The following is a 21,332-nucleotide window of genomic DNA, read 5'->3' as shown; positions in this document are numbered from 1 at the left end:
GTGCGACTTCGCCGTAGGATGAAAATCATGGGGAATCTCACATCTGCGACGAGATGGATCCGGCTTCGCCGATCGGCAGCGCCTGCCATAGTGGTCGCCCTTGCGATGACCCTTGGTGCCTGCGGCGTCGTAGCCGAGAACACAGATCCGGACCGGAGCACCGCAGCAACGTCTCCCGCGGCGGAGTCGCCTATGCCCACACGTACTCCCGCTCCGAATCCAACTCCAGGCAAGGGACCTGCCTGCCCTGAACTCCGCTGTACCTCCATCACCGTGACGGGCGACATGCTGGTCCACACCCAGTTATGGCAGCAGGCAAGGGCAGACGCCGCCGCCGCTGGCTTGCCCGGCTACACCTTCGTCCCGCTCCTCGAAGGACAGCGGCGCTACGTCAACAGCAGCGACCTCGCCATCTGCCACCAGGAGACTCCGGTGGCCACGCCCGAAGGGCCTTTCTCGGCCTACCCGTCGTTCAATGTACCGCCGCAGATTGTCACCGCTTCGAAGGACATTGGCTACCAGGCCTGCACCACCGCGAGCAACCACACCATTGACCGCGGCACGGAGGGTCTGCTCAGGACCCTTGATGCCCTCGATGCCGCAGGGCTGAAGCACACCGGCTCCTACCGGACGGAGGCTGCCTCCAAGGAAATCCTGATGCTCCAGACCGACGCGGCCAAGGTCGCGGTCATCATCGGAACCTATGGCCACAACGGACAGATTCCGGAATACCCCTGGCTTGTGGACGAACTCGACCCTGCAACCATGATTGCCAAGGCAACCCAAGCCAGGGCCCTCGGTGCTGACATTGTCCTGGGAGTCATGCACGCGGGTGACGAATACGCGAGCGAACCCAATGCCCAACAGCAGGATGTGGCGCATGCACTCGTGGACAGCGGGCAGTTCACCATGATCTATGGGCATCACACCCACTCCGTGCTGCCCATCGAGAACTACAAAGGCACCTGGATCGTGTACGGGCTAGGCAACGGCATCACGGAATTGTCACCGTGGTACGTGGTCAACAACGAAGGGCTGCTGGTCAGGGCACAGTTCAGCCAAAACGCTGCAGGCACCTGGACTGCCTCCGACCTCGCGTGGGCGCCCTCGGTGATTGTCCGGGACCCCTACCGTTGGTGTTCAGTGGCCAGCGATGCCCCGCAAGGCGTGTGTGCCACACCCGCGGCCGACGCCGAAACCCGCCAGAGGACCCAAACCGTTGTCGAATCCATGGGCGCAGCCAGTGCAGGTGCACATGAACTGCTGATCACCAAGGAGAAATAGCCCCTAGCGGGGACGGCGGGCGGCGTGTTCCCGCGCGAGGCGGGCGTAGTCGTCGTCGGGCGATCCCGGCACGAAAGTGCCGAACTTGCGCTCCGCAGCCGTGCGGATCAGGAAGTCGGCGATGGCCGGGTTCTTTGGCAGCAATGAACCGTGCAGGTAGCTGGCCACGACGTTGTTGTACCTGGCGCCCTCATGGCCGTCCTTGCTGTTGTTGCCCGCACCTTTGGTCACTGTCCCCAGAGGTTGTACGCCAGGACCCAAGGTGGTCTGACCGCTGTGGTTCTCGTAGCCCATGATGTCGCCGAACTCGGCGGACTTCATGATCACGTTGCCGATGAGGCGTTCATCCGTACCCTGGGTTTCGACATCCAGAATCCCGATCCCGGGGATAGTGGGTCCGGTGCTGGTCTTGAAGAACTTTCCAAAGAGCTGGTAAAGGCCGCAGATCACCAACATTGGGGCGCCGTTGTCGGCCAGCTCCCTCAACTGCTCCGCGCGCGCCTGAAGGTCATCCTGGATGACAAGTTGGCCGCTGTCCTGCCCGCCGCCGCCCACAATGATGTCGACGTCGTCCGGGAAATCATCTCCCACGTTGTACTCCAGCAGCTCCGGCGTGTAGCCATGCCACTTGATCCGTTGCTTCAGCACCAGGGCGTTGCCCCAGTCGCCGTAGATGTTCATTTCGCGCGGGTACAGCTGGAGGACGCGGATAGTGCCCTTGGTGGACTGGGCACGCTCCTCCGGTGAATGGGCGGTGGGCTGGGTTTCCGAGGTCATGAGACCACCTCAACTATGGTGATTTTGGCGAGTTCGCGGCGGATGGCCAGCATTGATGTGTACGTGCAGAAAATGCGCTTGGGCTTGCCGCGGGAGCCGTCGATAAAGGTCCGAAGTGCTGCTGTTATATCCGGCTCCACGGTGCCGAAGGGCACGTCGTCGTACTGCAGCCGGAGGGCCATGTCGTAGGCCCTGACCCCCGTAAGGACCTCTACTCCGCCTTCGCGCAGGGACTCGAACTCCACGTCCCACAGCCACGACATGTCCCTGCCGTCGGCATAGTTGTCGTTGATCGCGATCATGGTTGCGTAGCCGCCGGCCGGGAACGACTTCAGGCCGAGCCGGAAACCGCTGGGATTCTTTACCAGCACGAGTTCGAGCGGTTGGCCATCCACCGTGAGGCTTTCACCGCGTCCGAATGCCGGGGCGACGTCGCCAAGGGCTTTGACGAGCTTTGGGGTGTCAATGGGGCCGGTTCCCAGAACTGCGCGGGTCAGCGACAACGCCGCGGCAGCGTTGAAGATGTTGTAAACGCCGCGCAGCTTCATGGTTGTGGTCACGGTCTTGCCGTCGAACTCAAAGTCTGCGTCCTGGGCACCTACCCGGCGAAGCACGACGTCGGCATCCGGCAAGTCGACTGCCTCACCGGACGCTGCGGCCACGGACGTGCCGGACGGTGAGGGTCCACTGCCTGTTCGCATTTCGTCGTCGTTCGGGAAGGTGCTGCGGAGTGACTCGTCCAGACCGAAGTACCGCACCTCGGGGTGATGAACGGCATCGAGGCTGTTGACGATGTTGGCTATCCGCGCAACGCGGGGGTCTTCCCGGTTCAGGACGACGGTGTCGGTGGTCTTGGATGCAATGTGCTCCAGGAGCCGGGCCGTTTTGTCGATCTCGCCGAACCGGTCCAGCTGATCCCTGAGGACATTCAGCAACAGGCTGTAACGGGGAGGAACCTTATTAACGAAGTGGACGGCATGCGCTTCGTCGAGTTCAAGAATGGCGATATCGGCGTCAAGCCGTCCCCGCCAGTCGACCTCTCCGAGCAGGGACGCAGCTACTCCGCGGGTGAAGTTGCTGCCCGAACGGTTCGTGAAGACCTTCAGGCCCTGGCTTTCGAGGAGTTCCACCACCATCTTGGTAGTTGTGGTCTTGCCATTGGTGCCGCTGACAACAGCGACACCGTGCGGCAGTGACGCCAGCGTTCGCTGCATGAACCGGGGGTCGATCTTCTCGACCACAAGCCCGGGAAACGCCGACCCGCCGCCCCGCAGCCGGGACAGAGTGCGGACCAGCTTGCCGAGGGGAACGCTGAAGGAAAGCATGCTCTGTAATATATCCCAGACGCGGCATGGAACCCGGGTCGCCTCAGGTCGCAGAGCACTGACCGAAGCCGGCCGTGCGGGCGGGAGCACTATGATGGTCCAATGACCAACCCCCTTTCCGACGCTTCGTCACGCGTGGGTACAGGCCTCCGGATCGGCGTCCTGGCACTCCAGGGCGATTTCCGTGAGCACATTCATGCCGTCGAGTCCGCTGGAGCTGTAGGCGTGGGTATCCGCCGGCCTGCCGAGCTGGACGGGATCGACGGCCTGATCATCCCCGGTGGCGAATCCACCACCATCGACAAACTGTCCCGGATCTTTGAACTCCGTGATCCCATCCAAAAGCGTATAGCCGACGGCCTTCCGGTCTACGGCTCCTGCGCGGGCATGATTCTGCTGGCCGAAGAGATCGCAGACCCTGCCACCGACCTGCAGGGAAACCCGCAACAGACGTTCGGCGGCCTGGATATCACCGTTCGCCGCAACGCTTTCGGACGGCAACGGGAATCCTTCGAAACGGACCTCGATTTCAAGGGACTGGAGTTCAGCGCCGACGAGGACGGAGTGGACCCTGTCCATGCCGTGTTCATCCGCGGACCTTGGGTTGAGCGGGTAGGTCCTGGAGTAGACGTCCTGGCACAGGTCGATCCTGACCATGCCGGCCACACCGCCGCTTTGCATGGAGTGGCTAGAATTGTTGCAGTGCGCTCCGGCCATTTGCTGGCCACCTCCTTCCACCCGGAAGTGACAGGGGAGAAGCGTGTGCATGAACTCTTTATTCGAATGATCAGAGGAGAAGCGTAAAGCATGTCAGGCCACTCCAAATGGGCGACCACCAAGCACAAAAAAGCCATCATTGACAGCAGGCGTGCAAAGTCGTTCGCAAAACTGATCAAGAACATCGAAGTTGCTGCCCGCATGGGTGGACCGGACCTGGCCGGCAACCCGGGCCTGGAACTCGCCGTTACCAAGGCCAAGAAGACATCGGTGCCCAACGACAACATCGACCGCGCCATCAAGCGTGGCGCCGGCCTCACCGGCGAGGTCGTCGACTACACCGAGATCATGTACGAAGCCCGTGGGCCGCAGGGCTCGGCCTTGTTGATCGAGTGCCTTACCGACAACAAGAACCGTGCGGCCTCCGAGGTGCGCCTGGCCATCTCGCGCAACGGCGGGACCATCGCAGACCCGGGATCCGTCAGCTACTTGTTCGCCCGCAAGGGCGTGGTGGTTTTGCCGAAGAACGGTCTCAGCGAAGACGACATCCTGATGGCCGTCCTGGACGCCGGTGCGGAGGAGGTCAAGGACAGCGGGGACAACTGGGAGATCCATTCCGAACCCTCGGACCTCCAGGCCATCCGTGAAGCCCTCAAGGAAGCCGGGATCGACTACGAAACCGACGAAGCAGAGTTCGTTCCCTCCATGCAGGTGGAGCTGGACGTCGATGGTGCCAAGAAGTTCATGAAGCTCGTCGACGCGCTCGAGGACCTGGACGATGTCCAGAACGTCTACAGCAACGCGGACTTCAGCGAGGAAGTGCAGGCTGCCCTCGACGCCGAGTAGGCGTGGCAGCACCCGATTTTGATGACAAACAGGAAGGCCCGGACTTGACTCTTCGCGTATTGGGAGTCGATCCGGGCCTTACCCGTTGCGGCATCGGTGTAGTAGACATCGAGCGGAACCGGCGGGCCACCATGGTCGCCGTCGGAGTGGTGGGTACGTCCGCTGAACTAACGCTGGACAAGCGCCTGCTGGTCATAGCCCACGCCATCGATGAGTGGCTTGACCTGCACAAGCCGGACGTCGTCGCCGTCGAACGGGTTTTCTCCCAGATGAACGTCAGCACTGTCATGGGCGTTGCGCAGGCCTCCGGGGTCGTCATTGCCGCCGCGGCCCGCCGCGGTATCCCTGTGGCGTTGCACACCCCATCGGAAGTAAAGGCCGCGGTGACCGGCAGCGGTACAGCCAACAAGGACGCAGTGACCAAGCTGGTGACCAAGATCCTGCGCCTGGACGCCCCGCCCAAGCCGGCAGACGCCGCGGACGCACTCGCGTTGGCTTTGACGCATGCCTGGCGTGCAGGCAACGGAATGGGTGCTGCCTCCGGCGCCGGATCCCTGACGCCGGCGCAAAAAGCCTGGGCAGACGCCGAAGCGAAAGCGCGCCGCAAGCGGTGATTGCCGGCTGCGCTTGCTAGGGTATTCGTAGATATGTTCGGATAGTCCGCTTTAGCCGCAATAACGCTGCAATAACTCAGGAGCCGGGTCTTGATCAGTTTTCTTCGTGGAACCGTTGCCCACGTTGGTTTGTCCACCGCCGTCATTGACCTCAACGGTGCCGGCATGAGCGTCTACGCCACACCACAGACCTTGAGCCACCTCCACGTGGGCACTGAAGCCAAACTTTTTACCTCCATGATCGTCCGGGAAGACTCCCTCACGTTGTTCGGCTTCGCGGACGACGACGAACGCGAAGTTTTCGATGTCCTGCTTAGTGTCAGCGGGGTCGGCCCGCGTTTGGCCCTCGCTGTTCTGGCGGTGCACGAGCCCGAAGCCATCCGCGTCGCGGCACATACCGGCGACAGCAAGGCCTTCACCAAGGTGCCGGGCATCGGACCCAAGGTTGCGGGCAGGATTGTCCTTGAACTTGCCGGGAAGCTGGTCCCGCACGGTACCGGAAGTGGTGCTGCTCCGGAAACCGCCATCAAGGCTGAGTGGAAGCCGCAGGTTGTTGCTGCGATGACCAGCCTGGGATGGTCGGAGAAGGACGCCACCGGAAGCATCGACAAAGCCATGGCTGATTCGCCCGAACTCGTGGAGGCCGGCAACGTCGCGCAGATCCTCCGGGCCACCCTGCGTTGGCTTGGCCAGGACGGTGCACGCGCCGGTAACCGCGTAGGCTCCCGTGGCTGAGCAGTCACTGGTCAGCGGGGGAGAGGAGCCGGAAGAGCGGGTCATTGAGGCCGCGCTCCGTCCGAAGAACCTGCATGACTTCGTGGGCCAGCACCGGGTCCGCAAACAGCTTGCCTTGGTACTCGAGGCGTCCAAAATGCGTGGACGCAGTGCCGATCACGTGCTCATGTCCGGTCCACCGGGCCTGGGCAAGACCACCTTGGCCATGATCATCGCGGCGGAAATGAACGCGCCGCTGCGTATCAGCAGCGGTCCGGCCATACAGCATGCAGGTGACCTGGCGGCCATCCTTTCCTCCTTGTCGGAGGGCGAGGTGCTGTTCCTTGACGAAATCCACCGTATGTCCAGGCCGGCAGAAGAAATGCTCTACATGGCCATGGAGGATTTTCGTGTGGACATCGTGGTCGGAAAGGGTGCCGGCGCTACCGCCATCCCTCTGGAGCTGCCGCCCTTCACCCTGGTGGGAGCCACCACGCGGGCAGGGCTTCTCCCCGGCCCGTTGAGGGACCGTTTCGGTTTCACCGGGCACCTCGAGTTCTATTCCGTGGCTGAACTTGAGCTTGTCCTCCGCCGGTCGGCCGGTTTGCTGGACCTCAAGGTCAATTCGGCCGGGTTCACGGAAATAGCAGGCAGGTCACGCGGTACACCGCGTATCGCCAACCGGCTGCTTCGCCGGGTCCGCGACTGGGCTTTGGTCCACGGTATTGATCAGATCGACGCCCGGTCAGCGTCCGCTGCATTGGATATGTATGAGGTGGACCAGCGCGGCCTCGACCGCTTGGACCGTTCCGTCCTGGAAGCCCTGATCACCAAGTTCAACGGCGGCCCCGTGGGACTGTCCACCCTGGCGATCGCTGTTGGTGAAGAACCGGAGACTGTCGAGACAGTGGCGGAGCCGTTCCTGGTGCGGGAAGGGCTGCTGGGGCGGACGCCGCGGGGCCGGATCGCCATGGCTTCGGCCTGGACCCACCTGGGGTACGCGGTACCGACCGGCGTGTTCGGACAAGAGACGCTTGCGCTCTTTGACGAGGACGAAAACCACGCCGAAAGCATCGATACAGCCGGTTAACACGCTGTGTTCAGCTTTTCCCTCTAGACTGGTATGACGCTCGGCACGTTCGAGTCCTTGATCCATGCGCCAGCCTCGCGGATCTGCCAGGGACGTTGCCGTGGACCAAAACGTAAGTACAGAACGGAACTTCCCTGTGGATCCAATGACCATATTGCTGTTCGTCATGCTTGGACTTTTTGTCTTCATGATGTTCCGCCGCAACAAGAAGACCCAGCAGCAGCAGGCTGAGATGCAGTCCAAGTTCGCTCCGGGCGTCGACGTCATGACCAGCTTCGGCCTTTTCGGCCGGATCGTGTCCATCGACGAAGCGGAAAACAAGGTCGTTATCGAGCTTTCGCCGGGCAACCAGGCCACAGTGCACCGCCAGGCTGTCACCAAGGTGGTTGAGGCTGCTCCTGAGGAAGCCCCGGTGGTTCCCGATGACGCTTCTTCCTTGACCGTTGCGGGTACTGAAACCCCTTCGGCAGTCGAGACTCCGGAAGAGACCATCGCGCGCCTCAACAAAGAGGACAAGAAGGACAACTAGCACCGTCAGTCGCGGCATCACCGCGCAAGGAAACTTCTACGGCAGCGGAGAGCCGCCGGCAGACGCTTACCAGCGTCCGCCGGCGGCTGTCCGGCGATAACAGGAAGATCGATAATGGCACGGACCGGCCCCAAAAACTCAGCCCGCAGGGTGCTGACCTGGCTTGGAGCAATTTTCGTTGTACTCACCGCTGTCCTGGCTGGCGGGGTGATGACCGGCCATGCGAGCTGGGCGCCCAAGCTCGCATTGGACCTCGAAGGTGGAACCCAGATGATCCTGGCACCCCGGGTGGAGGGTGCAAGCGACATCAATGAGGAGCAGCTGAACCAGGCTGTGGCGATCATCCGCCAGCGTGTTGACGGTTCCGGCGTCGCCGAGGCCGAGATCAGCACGCAGTCCGGCCGCAATGTGGTGGTCAGCCTGCCGGGCACTCCCTCAAAGGAGACCCGGGACCTCATCCAGGCATCCGCGGACATGAACTTCCGCCCCGTTATCGCCGCTGGTGACCCCGCCGCCGTTCCCGCAGAACAGCGGACACCGGATGACAAGCTGCCCAAGCCGACCGCAGAGCCGGCCAACGCCAGCGACAACAACTGGGTCACGGGCGATGTCGTCAAGGAATTCGAAGCGCTGGATTGCGTCAATCCCTCCACGGAGAAGCGCGACCGCTCCGATCCAGCCAAGCCGCTGGTGGCCTGTGAGCCTGCCACGGACAAGACTCCCGCCGTCAAGTACATTCTTGGCCCGGTAGAGGTCAAGGGCCAGGACATCAGCGATTCCACCTTCTCCCAGGTTCAGGGTGCACAGGGTTCGGTGACCAACTCCTGGGGTGTGAACATCGTCTTCAACGGTGACGCCACTGCGAAGTTCAAGGCAGTCACCGAACGGCTCAACCAGTTCTACGTGGCCGCACAGGCGCAAGGCACGGAAGACCCGAAGTCCCAGTTCGCCATTGTCCTCGATGACAAAGTGATTTCAGCACCGCGTGCCCTTGCCGTCATCACCGACGGAAAGCCCCAGATCACCGGCAACTTCACCCAAGCCAGTGCCAAGGCCCTGTCCGACCAGCTGCGCTACGGTGCCCTCCCGATCAGTTTCGAGATCCAGTCCCAGGAGCAAATCTCGGCCACCCTTGGCGGAGATCAGCTCCGTCTTGGCTTGCTTGCCGGCATGATCGGCTTGCTGCTGGTGGTTGTCTACTCGCTCTTCCAGTACCGGGCTTTGGGACTCGTTACCATCGCTTCCCTGGTAGTGGCCGGGTTGCTGACGTACCTTGCCATCGCAATCCTCGGCTGGACCGAGAACTACAGGTTGTCCCTGGCAGGTGTCGCAGGTCTGATTGTGGCTATCGGTCAGACCGCCGACTCGTTCATCGTCTACTTCGAACGTATCCGTGACGAACTGCGCGACGGGCGCGGACTGGTGTCCGCCGTCGAGAACGGCTGGAAGCGCGCCAAGCGCACGGTCCTGGCTTCCAAAGCCGTCAACCTTCTGGCCGCGCTGGTCCTGTACTTCGTGGCTGTCGGAAACGTCCGCGGCTTTGCGTTTACCTTGGGCCTGACTGCCCTTGCCGACCTCCTTGTCGTGTTCATGTTCACGCACCCGATGCTGCAGGTCCTGGCCCGTACCAAGTTCTTCGGCGAAGGACACCGGTTCTCCGGACTGTCGCCCGACCGCCTGGGCGCGGTACCGCTGTACCGGGGGGCCGGACGGCTCCGGACCCCGGATGACAAGCCGACGCCGGTCCGCCCCCGCAACGCCGGGGCGGCCGCTGAAGCGGAACGACGCATGACCATCGCCGAACGGCGGCTTGCCGCGAAGGGCCAACTGACTGGTTCTTCCAACGGCAGCAAGGAGGAGAAGTAATGACTACGAGCTTCGCAACCTTCGGCCATGAGCTCTACACGGGCAAACGCTCCTACAACTTTGTCAATTCAAAGAAGATCTGGTTCATCATCGCGGCCGCCGCCGTGGCGTTGTCCATCCTGATCCCGGTGGTCAAGGGTGGCTTCAACCTCGGTATCGAATTCCGCGGCGGTTCGGAGTTCACGGTTTCAAACGTGAGCACCACAGACGCAGCGCTGGGGGAGCGGGCAGTCCACGAGGTCGTGCCTGATGCCATTCCGCGTGTCGCAAACGTGGCCGGCAACACCATGCGCATCCAGACGGACCAGCTGACCGATGACGAGACCAACCGCATCAAGGACGGGCTCACAAGCGCCTATGGTGTGACGGAGAACGAAGTCACCTCCAACTTCGTCGGACCGACCTGGGGCCAGGATGTGACCCGTCAGGCACTCATCGGCCTGGTGGTCTTCGTCGGATTGGCCGCGGTCCTCATGGCCCTGTACTTCAGGACCTGGAAGATGTCCTTGTCGGCCCTCGTCGGCATGCTCGTCACGATGTTCACCACTGCGGGCGTCTACGCCCTGAGCGATTTCGAAGTGACGCCGTCGGCGATTATCGGCTTCCTGACCGTCCTGAGCTACTCGCTCTACGACACCGTCGTGGTCTTCGACAAGATCCGCGAAAACACGTCGGACATCACAACGTCCACCCGCCGTACCTTCGGCGAAGAGGTCAACCTGGCCGTCAACCAAACCCTGGTCCGATCCATCAACACCATGATGGTGGCTGTCCTTCCGGTGGCCGCGATCCTCTTCATTGGGGCAGGACTCCTGGGCGCGGGCACCCTGCGCGACCTGTCGCTGGCCTTGTTTGTGGGTATCCTCATTGGCACCGCGGCAACCATCTTCATCGCGGCCCCGCTCTACGCCTGGCTGCGCCAGGGTGAGCCCGAGCTCGTCAAGCAGGCCAAGAAGGTAGCCCACCGACGCGCCGAAGCCACCGTTTAGGCGGCAACGGAGCTGTATTTGTCCAAGGGAGCCGGTCACCGCCACAGTGCGGTGGCCGGCTCTTTGACTTGCCGGCCCGATCGTCATGTGCTGTCCAGTTGCAGAAGCATTCGCTTCCGGGAATAGACTGGGAGAATTAAATCGGTTGTGAGGGGTACTTCTGTGGAAGAACGTGCGACGTCGGCACCACCGGCGGGCGGGGAAGACGACCGCAAAGCTGTGGCGGTCCCTGTAACGGGCGTGCCCGCCCGGGCCTCCGGAGCAGTGCCGGTGGACATGCCGGGAGCCCGTCCCACGTTTCCGGGCCGGCGGGAACGCACGCGTTCGCGCCTCGCGCGCCTGACCGGGCGGGGCGTAGCTCCGTACTCTCCGATCCTCGAGCCGCTGTTGCGGACCGTCAGGGCCAACAACCCCAAAGAAGATTTTGACCTGATCCAACGGGCGTTCGCAGTCGCCGAGCGCAGCCACCAGGGACAGAAGCGCAAGAGCGGTGATCCTTACATCACCCACCCGGTGGCCGTGGCGACCATCCTGGCTGAACTTGGCATGACAGGCACCACGTTGGCCGCTGCCCTCCTCCATGACACCGTGGAGGACACTCCATACACCCTGGCGGACCTGACACGGGATTTTGGCCCTGAGGTTGCCATGCTGGTGGACGGCGTTACCAAGTTGGACAAGGTCAGCTTTGGCGAGGCAGCCCAGTCTGAGACCGTCCGCAAAATGGTCGTGGCCATGGCCAAGGACATTCGGGTCCTCATGATCAAGCTGGCCGACCGCCTGCACAATGCACGCACTTGGCGCTTCGTTTCAGCCGAGTCTTCCTCCCGCAAGGCACGTGAAACGCTGGAGATCTTTGCCCCGCTGGCTCATCGCCTGGGCATGAACACCATCAAGTGGGAGCTTGAGGACCTGTCGTTCGCAGCCCTCTACCCCAAGGTGTACGAGGAAATCGTCCGGATGGTGGGGGACCGCACGCCGGAGCGCGAGAAGAGCCTGAGCGTCATCCGGAACCAGATCGCCGACGATCTCCGGACTGCCAGGATCAAAGCGACCATCACGGGCCGTCCCAAGCACTACTACTCCATCTACCAGAAGATGATCGTCAGGGATAAGGATTTCGACGACATCAACGACCTCATGGGCGTCCGGGTGCTGGTGGACTCCGTCCGCGACTGTTACGCGGCCCTTGGCACCCTGCATTCGCGCTGGAACCCGCTGCCAGGCAGGTTCAAGGACTACATCGCGATGCCGAAGTTCAACATGTACCAATCTCTGCACACCACGGTGATCGGTCCGGGCGGCAAGCCTGTTGAGATCCAGATCCGCACGCACGAGATGCACCGCCGCGCAGAGTATGGCGTGGCCGCCCACTGGAAGTACAAGGACCAGCCCAACCGGACGGCACAGGGCCCGGGCAGCCCGCGCGACGGCGACATGGGCTGGCTTCGTTCCCTGGTGGACTGGCAGCAGGAGACCTCCGATCCGGGCGAGTTCCTGGATTCCCTGCGTTACGAGATCAACGCCCGCGAAGTCTTCGTTTTCACACCCAAGGGCGAAGTCATGGCGCTGCCAGCGGGTTCAACCCCTGTGGACTTTGCGTACGCCGTCCACACGGAAGTGGGACACCGCACCATCGGTGCACGGGTTAACGGCAAACTGGTGCCGCTGAACAGTGAACTGAACCATGGCGACTGGGTGGAGATCTTCACCTCCAAGGCCGAAGGTGCCGGTCCGAGCCAGGATTGGCAGCACTTCGTCAAATCCGCGCGTGCCCGCAACAAGATCAGGCAGTGGTTCACCAAGGAGCGTCGCGAAGAAGCGATCGACCGCGGCAAGGACATGCTCACCCGCGCCATGCGGAAGCAGAACCTTCCCCTGCAAAGGCTCATGACCCATGATGCTTTGTCTTCCGTCGCCGAGGATTTCCACTACGTCGACATCTCCGGACTGTATGCGGGCGTTGGTGACGGTCATACCTCGGCCCAGTCAGTCATGGAAAAGCTCATGGAGCAGTTGGGCGGCCATGAGACTCCGGATGAGGATCTTGACGAAGTCAGCATCCCGACCCAGGTAGCGAAGTCCAAATTCTCGGACTCTGGCGTCATCGTCAGGGGCGTGGGCGACGTATGGGTCAAGCTGGCCCGGTGCTGCACACCTGTGCCTCCGGATCCCATCCTTGGCTTCGTGACGCGCGGTTCCGGTGTCTCCGTGCACCGGACAGACTGCACCAATGTCTCGGGGCTGCGTGACCAGCCTGACAGGATCGTCGACGTCGAATGGGCACCTACGCAGTCCAGCGTGTTCCTGGTGGAGATCCAGGTCGAAGCACTGGACCGCAAATCGCTCCTTTCGGATGTGACGCGGATCCTCTCGGAGAACCACGTCAACATCCTTGCTGCATCGGTCCACACGTCCAGCGACAGGGTGGCGATCTCGAAGTTTGCCTTCGAGATGGGTGATCCCAAGTACCTTCACCACGTGTTGAATGCTGTGCGCCGCATTGACGGTGTTTTCGACGTCTACCGCACCACGGGTAACCGCCGCCGGAGCTAGCGGTTTGCTGCTAGCCGATAGCATTTGCCGGCATCAACTGTGCCAGGGTGGCCAGGGCGCGCTTCTTGTGGGGGACCCGGGGAGCTGCCTCGACTGCCAGGACAAGAAGTCTTAGCCGTACGCCCAGTTCCTGTCTGTCCAGGAGCCGACGCAGCACCGGCAGGGCACGTTCAGACTCGACGTGGAGCGCAATGTCCGCCGCGGTACGCAGCGGGGTGCTCACCAGCATCCCGCCGAGACTGACGACATCCATCTGCCCCAGCCGTACTTCATGGAGGCTGCAGGGCAGGGTGCCGCGAAGGCTGGAAATGCGGTGCTTGGCATCCACAAGCAGGGACAACTTCTCCGGCGGTTTGGCACAGCCATAGATCCAGGCGGCAGTGAGCCTGCCGGCCACAACTTTGGTGCGGATACGTTCAGGCACGCTCAGTGCGGCTGCGCGGGCGCGCAGCCGGTGGGTGATGGCCACACCAGGGGAGGAATAGTTCTTGCCGTAGAGGGGCATCAGGATGCCGTCGAACGCCATGCCCTGCAGTTCATTCCACGTGAAGATGCGGCCAGGGGCATAGAGCTCCGGAATAACCGGGTCCAGCAATTGCGGGGATGTGAGAGCGGGGACCATCCACCGATCATTTCGTGGGGCCCCCTACGAGTACAGGCTCCGATCCGGCTATGTGGATAACCGGATCGGAGCCTGCAACAGCGTCAGAAGGAATTATGCGAGGTCGCTGGCCGAACGCTGGATCTGGTCGAGCCAGGCCTGGCGTGCTTCCAAAGCTTCACGAGCAGCCTTGATGCGTCGCTGGTCGCCGGCCTTTTCAGCCTTGTCAAGGTCGTCCTTGAGGCCCGCGATGGCTGCTTCGAGCTGCGTCAGGGCACTGTTCGTGCGTGCCTTGGTTTCCGGGTTGCTCCGGCGCCACTTCTCTTCCTCGGCTTCACGGACAGCATCCTCCACCTTGCGAAGGCCTGCCTCGATCCGGCCCATGTCAGCACGCGGGACCTTGCCGGCATCTTCCCAGCGATCACGGATGGACTGGAGGGCCTTCTTGGCGGCGTTGAGGTCCTTGATGGGCAGCAAGCCCTGGGCCTCGACCACGAGTTGTTCCTTGACGGCCAGATTCGCTGTGTATTCCTGGTCAATCTGGTCATTGGCGGCCTGGCGATTGCTGAAGAAGACATCCTGGGCGGCACGGAAGCGGCCCCACAAGGCGTCGTCATCCTTGCGGCTGGCGCGCGGGGTGGCCTTCCACTGGTCCATCAGCCTGCGGTATTCACCGGCGGCGTAGCCCCAGTCAGTGGACGAGGAAAGAGCCTCGGCCTCTGCGATCAGGGCCTCTTTGGCGGACTTGGCAGCAGAATTGTTGCTGTCCAGCTGGGAGAAGTAGGCGCGGCGGTGGCGGTCGAAAACGGTGCGGGCCGAGCGGAAGCGCTTCCAAAGTGCGTCCTCGTTGCTGCGGCCGAGCCGGACGCCGCTCTTCTGTGCGGACTTCCAGGATTCGAACAGCTCGTTCATCCGCGCGCTGGAGGTCTTCCATTGGATCTGCGCAGGATCCTGACCGGCAATGGTCTCCGCCTCGGCCACGATGGCCTCCCGCGCGGCAAGCTCACTGGCCCGAACGGCCTCGTGGGCAGCCTTCTCAGACTTCTCCAATTCCACGATCTGCGTTGACAGGGCATCCAGGCGGGCCTCGGCGGAACGGATATCGCCCACCATGTTGCGCTCGGCCAATTGCTCGCGCAGGTGCGTGACCGTCTTCTGCATGTCTGTTGCCGGCGCCTTGGACTCCACCCGGTGCTCCAGGAGGACTACCTGGGCGATGACGTCGTCGAACTTCCGGGCGAAATAGCCCAGGGCTTCGTCAGGGCTGACTCCCGGGTACTGTCCGACGGCGATTTCCTCACCATCGAGCGTGAGGAAGACGTGGCCGTCGCCTTCTGCCCGTCCCCACTTTGCTGCTTCTGCCAGCGACGCGGCAGATACTGCGGGTGCGGCAGGAACAACAGCAGCGGGTGCCTTGGGGCGTGCCGCAAAAGCCGCGGGCGACGGCGCTGCCGACGGCGCGGGGCGGGGTGCCGCGGGTTCATTGGGAGCCGAAGCGGGGGTTGCTTCGGGGGAAGCGCCGGCATCCGTGGCTTCGATCACCTCGACCGCTTCATCGTTGGCCACTGCTGCTGTTTCGTCGGATTTCTGACTGTCTGTCACCGCTAAAAGTCTTTCGCTTGGAGGGACTGCTAAGGCAATGCACCCCGGGCCTGGGCCCGGGGCTGGTTACTTCAGAGAAAACGAGTCTATCGTGACAGGTGCCACAGGGGCGCCGTCGCTGCTGTTTCCGCCGGCTTTGAGGCCGGCAGCGGCGATCTTCGTCACGACGTCCAACCCGCTGGTGACCTTGCCAACAACGGTGTATCCGCCAGCCGTGTCGGCTGGGATGGTGGTGTCCTTATAGACAATGAAGAACTGGTGCCCGTTGCCGTAGGCATTGTTGCCCGTACGGGCGACGGCGATGGTTCCGGCAGGGTACTTGTTGTCTGCCGGCGTGTTTTCGAGTGGACCCCAGCGATAGTTGGGGTCGTCTGCGCCGTCCTCTGATTTAGCGCCGCACTGCAGGAGGCCAAAGGTCTCGGAAGTGGTCAGCCGGTGGCAGTTGGCCCCTGTGTAGTAACCGGCATCAGCGAGCGACTTCAGGACAGCAGCCGCCTGCGGTGCCGCTGTACCGTTCAATTCGACTCCCACGACGCCGCTGTTCAAGGCAAGCTCGCCCGTGAACGTTTTGCCGGCTGCTGTATCCGGGCTGGGAATGTCGGCACCGTTGGACGCTGCCGGGGATGCCGACGGCGAATTCAGGCCCGCCTCTGCGGCAGCGAACTCGTCTTCCGTGGGGTTGGAGCTGAAGACGGTCAGCTGGAGCACCACGGCAAGGACCACGGAGGCAGCACCGGCGCCGATGGCAATGATGTTGTCGCGTTTGCGGCGCTTTCCCTGTTCCTGCCGCAGGGCGCGCTTGGCTTCCATTTGCCTGATGCGACGTTTCGCTTCGCGGTCATCCCGCGACCTTGTTGCCAAGAGTCCTCCTGATTGTGTCCGCTTCGGATGGCTGCCGACAGGAACCCGGCATGCTGCATTAGATGTGCACGCGCGGAAAGCATAAACTGGCTGCCGCACATAGTTTATGCATGACCGGCTGGACGCCCGCCCTCTAAACGCCGAACGGGCGTTTAAAGCATGGCGCCGAGGCCCGGGTCAGCTTTCTTCGAGGAGACAATTCCACCATGGCACGTACCGCCTCCCTGTCCGGATTCCCCGAGTGGCTTCCCCAGGAACGGTTGGTGGAACTCCATGTGCTGGATACGCTCCGGAAGACATTCGAGTTGCATGGTTTCTCTTCCATTGAGACACGCGCGGTCGAAACGGTCGGCCAGTTGCTCCGCAAGGGCGAGATCGATAAAGAGGTCTATGGCCTGAGCCGTCTCCAGGATGATGAGGGCGAGGCTGCGAAGCAGGGCAGTTCCGATAAGTCCGACCCCAACGCGCTTGCACTGCACTTCGATCTGACCGTTCCGTTTGCGCGCTATGTCGTGGAAAACGCCGGGTATCTGGCTTTCCCGTTCCGCCGCTACCAGATCCAGAAAGTGTGGCGCGGTGAACGCCCCCAGGAAGGCAGGGCCCGCGAGTTCACCCAGGCTGATATCGATGTGGTAGGCGACGGCGAACTGCCGTTCCGCTATGACGTTGAGATTGCGCTGGTCATCGCTGAGGCCCTGAGCGCCCTTCCCATTCCGGACTTCCGGCTCCGGATCAACAACAGGAAGCTGGCCGAGGGTTTCTATCGCGGCATTGGCCTGACGGACACCGCCGGCGTGCTGCGCAGCATCGACAAACTGGAAAAAATCGGTGCCGACAAGGTAGCCGGTTTGCTCAAGTCTGAGCTCGGCGCCACGGATGAGCAGGCGGCCCTGGCCCTGCAACTCGCCACGATCCGCACCGAGGACACCTCCTTCGTCGAACAGGTCCGCGCACTCGGGGTGAAGGATGACCTCCTCGAAGAAGGCCTGAGCGAGCTTCAACAGGTCATCGAAGCAGCCGTTCAGCGTGCCCCGGGCAAGGTGGTCGCTGACCTGAGCATTGCCCGTGGCCTGGATTACTACACCGGCACCGTCGTCGAGACCGTCCTTGTGGGACACGAGCAGCTCGGTTCGATCTGTTCCGGCGGCCGATATGATGCCCTGGCGAGCAAGGGCAACCGCAAGTTCCCCGGCGTCGGGCTTTCGATCGGCGTGACGCGCCTGGTGTCCCGCATCCTCAGCCAGGAACTTGCCACGGCCTCACGCGCTGTGCCGACTGCAGTGCTGGTTGCTTTGAATAGCGACGACAGCTGGTCTGCGGCCCAGGACATCGCGGCCCAATTGCGTGGCCGCGGCATCGCTACCGAGGTCGCAGCCAAGGCCGAGAAGTTCGGCAAGCAGATCAAGTTCGCCGACCGGCGCGGCATCCCCTTCGTCTGGTTCACCGATAACGACGGAAAACATCAGGTCAAGGACATCCGTTCCGGCGAGCAGGTTGATGCCGATCCCACGACCTGGACTCCTCCGGAGGAAGACCTCCATGTCCGGGTGACCACGGCCTGATCCGACCATAGCTTCTCCCACCCTTGGCGGGAGCCGCGGCCGGGGCGGGTAAACTCGGACGGGACCGCCTTTGCAGTGGTCCTTCTAAATTTCATGCTGAAAGGAATGCTGTGCTGCGCACACATGACCTCGGATCACTTCGTTCCGAGCACATTGGACAAACCGTTACCCTTGCCGGCTGGGTGGGCCGGCGCCGTGATCACGGTGGCGTTGCATTCGTTGACCTGCGCGACGCGTCCGGCGTTGCTCAGGTGGTTGTCCGTGAGGAGGAGGTCTTCCACGGCCTCCGGAACGAGTACGTCCTCCAGGTGACGGGCACGGTCAACAAGCGTCCCGAAGGCAACGAAAACCCTGCCCTGGCGACGGGTGAAATTGAGGTCATCGCCGACAACGTGGTTATCCTCAACACTTCCGAGCCCCTTCCGTTCCAGATCGACGAGCACGTTGAGGTTGGCGAGGAAGCACGTCTCAAGCACCGCTACCTCGACCTCCGCCGCCCCGGCCCCGCACGCAACATGCGCCTCCGTTCGGAAGCCAACCGCGTAGCGCGTGAGCTCCTCCACCAGCGTGGTTACGTTGAGATCGAAACACCCACGCTGACGCGTTCGACGCCGGAAGGCGCCCGTGACTTCGTTGTTCCGGCCCGCTTGGCCCCGGGTTCCTGGTACGCCCTCCCGCAGTCGCCGCAGCTTTTCAAGCAGCTTCTCCAGGTGGGTGGCTTCGAGAAGTACTACCAAATCGCCCGCTGTTACCGCGATGAGGACTTCCGCGCAGACCGCCAGCCGGAGTTCACCCAGCTGGACATCGAAGCCAGCTTCGTGGATCAGGACGACGTCATTGAACTCGGCGAGGCAATCGTCAAAGCACTGTGGCAGCTGATCGACGTCGAAATCCCTACGCCGATCCGCCGCATGACGTACCTGGACGCCATGGCCAAGTACGGCTCCGACAAGCCGGACCTGCGTTTCGGTGTTGAGCTGACTGAACTGACCGACTTCTTCAAGGACACCAACTTCGGCGTCTTCAAGGCCCCTTACGTTGGTGCTGTCGTGATGCCGGGCGGCGCGTCCCAGCCACGCCGTACCCTGGACGGCTGGCAGGAATTTGCCAAGCAGCGCGGTCACAAGGGCTTGGCCTACGTGCTCTACAAGGAAGACGGCGAACTGGCCGGTCCGGTCGCCAAGAACCTCACCGAAACCGAGCGTGCAGGCCTGGCGGACGCTGTTGGTGCGAAACCGGGAGACTGCATCTTCTTCGCAGCCGGCGAGAAGTCTGCCGCCCGGGCACTGCTCGGTGCCGCGCGCGTTGAGATCGGGCACCGTACCGGCCTCATCGATCCCAACGACTGGGCCTTCGTATGGATCGTGGACGCCCCGATGTTCGAGCCGGCCGCCGCTGCCGTCGCTTCCGGTGACGTGGCAGTTGGCGGTGGCCAGTGGACAGCAGTGCACCACGCCTTCACCTCGCCCAAGCCCGAATTCCTGGACACGTTCGACAAGGACCCGGAGTCGGCCCTGTCCTACGCCTACGACATCGTCTGCAATGGCAACGAAATCGGCGGCGGTTCCATCCGTATCCACGACCGGGCCGTGCAGGAACGGGTGTTCCAGCTCATGGGCCTGGACAAGGAAGACGCTGAGACGAAGTTCGGCTTCCTCCTGGAGGGCTTCAAGTACGGCGCACCTCCCCACGGCGGAATGGCGCTCGGCTGGGACCGCGTCGTCGCGTTGCTCGCCGGTGTGGAGTCCATCCGCGACGTCATCGCCTTCCCGAAGTCGGGCAACGGCTATGACCCGCTGACTGCTGCACCTGCTCCGATCACGGCGCAGCAGCGCAAGGAGGCAGGCGTCGACTTCAAGCCGGAGGCCAAACCTGCGGCCAAGCCGGCAACCGCGTCCGAGTAAAGTCCTGGCCAAAAGGCTCTCCACCATGGTGGGGGGCCTTTTGGTGTTCGTGCCACATAATTTCCCGCATATGAGAGGTGCCGCAGATGATGGAGCAAGCACTCCTTGAAGACCTCATGGATAAGGCCTGGCCCGCCCTTGACCGGGAGGAGACGGGGGAGTGGGTGCTGCGCGCTTCGGAGGGAGTGACGCAACGGGCAAACTCAGTGTGGCCCAGGGTGTCCGTCCAGACCGGACACGACGGCATTAGCCGGTCGGTCCAGGCCGCCGCGCGCTGGTACCGGGACCGGCGGCTTCCCCTGATCTTCCAGGTCTTCAACGATCCCCGCAGCGAAGCCCTCAATACCGTCCTGGACGAGCAGCGCTTCACCCGGCAGTCAGAAACCAGGATCATGGTCAGGGACGCTGCCGGGACATCCGCGGCTGCCCCCGGGCCTGGCGTAGAACTCAACGACCATCCCACCCGGGAATGGTTGGACCTGTGGTGGTCGGTGGATGGCCGCGGCGGCGAGGCAGAGCTGTCGGTCGCCCACAGAATTCTTGCCGCCTGCCCCTCGCTCTACGCCCTGCTGAGGGACGACGACGGCGTTCCCGCCGCCGTCGGGCGTCTCGCCTTGGTGGACGGCTGGGGCGGTATCTACAGCATGGCGACCTCGCCGGCGCACCGCAGGCGTGGATACGCTACAAGGATTCTGGACGCGTTGTTGCGCGCCGGAAGCCAACGGCGACTCGAAGGGTTCTGGCTGCTGGTTACCGCGGCTAATCAAGGAGCCCGGGACCTCTACTTGCAGGCGGGTTTTACTGACCAGGGTGGCTATCTTTATCGTCAGGCGCCGCTGAAACGAGCGCCCGGCGGCTGCTGAGGCGGTTGCTGAACAGGTGCATCCGACACCGTAATCCGGACGGAGCAGGCGTCAGCTGCAGCTTTTGGCAGGACGGCTGACTTCGGTTCCTGGACATCCAGGAAGGCGAGCCTTGTCCGGCCGGCAACTGCCTTGAGGGATGCGTGGGCGAGGACCTGGTCCACCAAGGTCCGGTCACCACCGGGAACGATGTACTCAATCCTGTGGCCGGAGAAGATCCGTGCGGCGTGTTCCGCCGTGGTTTTGGCGTCGATAAAGCGCGAACCGCTTTTCGAGGCCAAGATGGTGGAACCGCTGGCAGCAGCCAGAGCGTAGCCACCCCTCCGGACCAGCAGCAGCCCGAGACCGCGCTCCTGGGTGGCGAGTGAGGCGAGCCGGTCCAGCTCTGTCGCCCCGCGCCCCGGCCTGCCGTCAGCCGGCCACGGCGGTCGCAGCAGGGCCTCACCTCCGTCGGCCGCCCGCAGCAGCAAGCCGCCGTCGTCCAGGTCCTCCTCAACCGGGCCGTGGCTTGAGGCGAACCGGGCCACCCACCCTTGCAGCCTTTCCCCGGGCACTAAGGCGGTCCTGCTGCCGCCCCTGCGTTGCGGGGCTGATGCTGGGCGGTGCACGTCGATGTCTCCTTTGCTGGAACT

General features: G+C 62.9%; 19 protein-coding genes. 13 read left to right on the top strand and 6 right to left on the bottom strand.

The features are described from left to right. Nucleotides 1-18: 18 nt before the first annotated feature. Nucleotides 19-1,284 carry a CapA family protein gene (locus PV760_RS06205; RefSeq protein WP_354627396.1) on the top strand — a complete coding sequence of 422 codons (1,266 nt, stop codon included), beginning with the start codon at nucleotides 19-21 and terminating at the stop codon, nucleotides 1,282-1,284. 3 nt (nucleotides 1,285-1,287) lie between these two features. Here the strand turns inward: PV760_RS06205 and PV760_RS06200 are convergent, their stop codons facing one another. Then, a complete protein-coding gene (locus PV760_RS06200) occupies nucleotides 1,288-2,061 on the bottom strand; it encodes a type 1 glutamine amidotransferase (RefSeq protein ID WP_039241699.1) in 774 nt (257 codons plus the stop codon). Continuing rightward, nucleotides 2,058-3,386 (bottom strand): MurT ligase domain-containing protein, encoded by a 1,329-nt coding sequence (locus PV760_RS06195; protein ID WP_354627358.1) that lies wholly within the window; start codon nucleotides 3,384-3,386, stop codon nucleotides 2,058-2,060. The genes PV760_RS06200 and PV760_RS06195 overlap by 4 nt, the downstream gene beginning before the upstream one ends. 102 nt (nucleotides 3,387-3,488) lie before the next feature. Between PV760_RS06195 and pdxT the strand changes: the two genes are divergently transcribed. From pdxT to PV760_RS06150, 9 genes are all read left to right on the top strand, one after another. Next, complete coding sequence (gene pdxT, locus PV760_RS06190) at nucleotides 3,489-4,190, top strand: pyridoxal 5'-phosphate synthase glutaminase subunit PdxT (RefSeq protein WP_018777763.1); 702 nt, start codon at nucleotides 3,489-3,491, stop codon at nucleotides 4,188-4,190. A gap of 3 nt (nucleotides 4,191-4,193) precedes the next feature. Beyond that, complete coding sequence (locus tag PV760_RS06185) at nucleotides 4,194-4,949, top strand: YebC/PmpR family DNA-binding transcriptional regulator (protein ID WP_354627357.1); 756 nt, start codon at nucleotides 4,194-4,196, stop codon at nucleotides 4,947-4,949. Nucleotides 4,950-4,993: 44 nt separating this feature from the next. Further along, nucleotides 4,994-5,563, top strand: a complete 570-nt coding sequence (gene ruvC, locus PV760_RS06180; protein ID WP_275779926.1) for a crossover junction endodeoxyribonuclease RuvC — start codon at nucleotides 4,994-4,996, stop codon at nucleotides 5,561-5,563. Nucleotides 5,564-5,653: 90 nt separating this feature from the next. Then, entirely contained in the window at nucleotides 5,654-6,298 is a 645-nt protein-coding gene (gene ruvA, locus PV760_RS06175; RefSeq protein ID WP_110504696.1) for a Holliday junction branch migration protein RuvA, read from the top strand. Further along, complete coding sequence (ruvB, locus tag PV760_RS06170) at nucleotides 6,291-7,367, top strand: Holliday junction branch migration DNA helicase RuvB (RefSeq protein WP_018777759.1); 1,077 nt, start codon at nucleotides 6,291-6,293, stop codon at nucleotides 7,365-7,367. Before ruvA ends, ruvB begins: the two co-directional genes overlap by 8 nt. A 145-nt stretch (nucleotides 7,368-7,512) precedes the next feature. Further along, on the top strand, nucleotides 7,513-7,896 hold the full coding sequence (yajC, locus tag PV760_RS06165; RefSeq protein ID WP_018777758.1) for a preprotein translocase subunit YajC: 384 nt from the start codon (nucleotides 7,513-7,515) through the stop codon (nucleotides 7,894-7,896). A gap of 114 nt (nucleotides 7,897-8,010) precedes the next feature. After that, nucleotides 8,011-9,762, top strand: a complete 1,752-nt coding sequence (gene secD, locus PV760_RS06160) for a protein translocase subunit SecD (RefSeq protein ID WP_055975962.1) — start codon at nucleotides 8,011-8,013, stop codon at nucleotides 9,760-9,762. Continuing rightward, nucleotides 9,762-10,751 (top strand): protein translocase subunit SecF, encoded by a 990-nt coding sequence (secF, locus tag PV760_RS06155; protein ID WP_354627356.1) that lies wholly within the window; start codon nucleotides 9,762-9,764, stop codon nucleotides 10,749-10,751. Before secD ends, secF begins: the two co-directional genes overlap by 1 nt. A gap of 162 nt (nucleotides 10,752-10,913) precedes the next feature. Further along, the gene (locus PV760_RS06150; protein ID WP_018777755.1) at nucleotides 10,914-13,307 is read left to right on the top strand and encodes a RelA/SpoT family protein; all 2,394 of its coding nucleotides are present in this window, start codon (nucleotides 10,914-10,916) and stop codon (nucleotides 13,305-13,307) included. A gap of 10 nt (nucleotides 13,308-13,317) precedes the next feature. Here PV760_RS06150 and PV760_RS06145 read toward each other — a convergent pair whose 3' ends face one another. From PV760_RS06145 to PV760_RS06135, 3 genes are all read right to left on the bottom strand, one after another. Beyond that, entirely contained in the window at nucleotides 13,318-13,929 is a 612-nt protein-coding gene (locus tag PV760_RS06145; RefSeq protein ID WP_110504694.1) for a hypothetical protein, read from the bottom strand. A gap of 93 nt (nucleotides 13,930-14,022) precedes the next feature. Then, nucleotides 14,023-15,510: a DUF349 domain-containing protein gene (locus tag PV760_RS06140; RefSeq protein WP_018777753.1), complete on the bottom strand. Its 1,488-nt coding sequence runs from the start codon at nucleotides 15,508-15,510 to the stop codon at nucleotides 14,023-14,025. Nucleotides 15,511-15,576: 66 nt separating this feature from the next. Beyond that, nucleotides 15,577-16,371 carry a peptidylprolyl isomerase gene (locus PV760_RS06135; RefSeq protein ID WP_026267165.1) on the bottom strand — a complete coding sequence of 265 codons (795 nt, stop codon included), beginning with the start codon at nucleotides 16,369-16,371 and terminating at the stop codon, nucleotides 15,577-15,579. Between the two features lie 206 nt (nucleotides 16,372-16,577). On the opposite strand from PV760_RS06135, the gene hisS reads away from it, so the two are divergent. The 3 genes from hisS (at nucleotide 16,578) to PV760_RS06120 (ending at nucleotide 20,700) form a co-directional block, all read left to right on the top strand. Further along, complete coding sequence (hisS, locus tag PV760_RS06130) at nucleotides 16,578-17,933, top strand: histidine--tRNA ligase (protein ID WP_055975950.1); 1,356 nt, start codon at nucleotides 16,578-16,580, stop codon at nucleotides 17,931-17,933. 110 nt (nucleotides 17,934-18,043) lie between these two features. Further along, nucleotides 18,044-19,837 carry an aspartate--tRNA ligase gene (gene aspS / locus PV760_RS06125; RefSeq protein ID WP_018777750.1) on the top strand — a complete coding sequence of 598 codons (1,794 nt, stop codon included), beginning with the start codon at nucleotides 18,044-18,046 and terminating at the stop codon, nucleotides 19,835-19,837. Nucleotides 19,838-19,923: 86 nt separating this feature from the next. Continuing rightward, a complete protein-coding gene (locus tag PV760_RS06120) occupies nucleotides 19,924-20,700 on the top strand; it encodes a GNAT family N-acetyltransferase (protein ID WP_354627355.1) in 777 nt (258 codons plus the stop codon). Here PV760_RS06120 and PV760_RS06115 read toward each other — a convergent pair. Next, the gene (locus PV760_RS06115) at nucleotides 20,664-21,308 is read right to left on the bottom strand and encodes a Vms1/Ankzf1 family peptidyl-tRNA hydrolase (protein ID WP_055975945.1); all 645 of its coding nucleotides are present in this window, start codon (nucleotides 21,306-21,308) and stop codon (nucleotides 20,664-20,666) included. The two genes, PV760_RS06120 and PV760_RS06115, sit on opposite strands and share 37 nt — an antisense overlap. Nucleotides 21,309-21,332 lie beyond the last annotated feature (24 nt).

Origin of the sequence: Paenarthrobacter sp. CC6, from assembly GCF_040560085.1 — a bacterium.
Taxonomy (GTDB): domain Bacteria; phylum Actinomycetota; class Actinomycetes; order Actinomycetales; family Micrococcaceae; genus Arthrobacter; species Arthrobacter nicotinovorans.
This window is presented reverse-complemented; position numbering and strand designations above follow the sequence as displayed.

Excerpts from the sequence above, each read along its gene's own strand:
- PV760_RS06205 (WP_354627396.1), top strand. The coding sequence starts at position 19 with ATGAAAATCATGGGGAATCTCACATCTGCGACGAGATGGATCCGGCTT.
- PV760_RS06200 (WP_039241699.1), bottom strand. The coding sequence starts at position 2,061 with ATGACCTCGGAAACCCAGCCCACCGCCCATTCACCGGAGGAGCGTGCC.
- PV760_RS06195 (WP_354627358.1), bottom strand. The coding sequence starts at position 3,386 with ATGCTTTCCTTCAGCGTTCCCCTCGGCAAGCTGGTCCGCACTCTGTCC.
- pdxT (WP_018777763.1), top strand. The coding sequence starts at position 3,489 with ATGACCAACCCCCTTTCCGACGCTTCGTCACGCGTGGGTACAGGCCTC.
- PV760_RS06185 (WP_354627357.1), top strand. The coding sequence starts at position 4,194 with ATGTCAGGCCACTCCAAATGGGCGACCACCAAGCACAAAAAAGCCATC.
- yajC (WP_018777758.1), top strand. The coding sequence starts at position 7,513 with ATGACCATATTGCTGTTCGTCATGCTTGGACTTTTTGTCTTCATGATG.
- secD (WP_055975962.1), top strand. The coding sequence starts at position 8,011 with ATGGCACGGACCGGCCCCAAAAACTCAGCCCGCAGGGTGCTGACCTGG.
- secF (WP_354627356.1), top strand. The coding sequence starts at position 9,762 with ATGACTACGAGCTTCGCAACCTTCGGCCATGAGCTCTACACGGGCAAA.
- PV760_RS06145 (WP_110504694.1), bottom strand. The coding sequence starts at position 13,929 with ATGGTCCCCGCTCTCACATCCCCGCAATTGCTGGACCCGGTTATTCCG.
- hisS (WP_055975950.1), top strand. The coding sequence starts at position 16,578 with ATGGCACGTACCGCCTCCCTGTCCGGATTCCCCGAGTGGCTTCCCCAG.
- PV760_RS06120 (WP_354627355.1), top strand. The coding sequence starts at position 19,924 with ATGATGGAGCAAGCACTCCTTGAAGACCTCATGGATAAGGCCTGGCCC.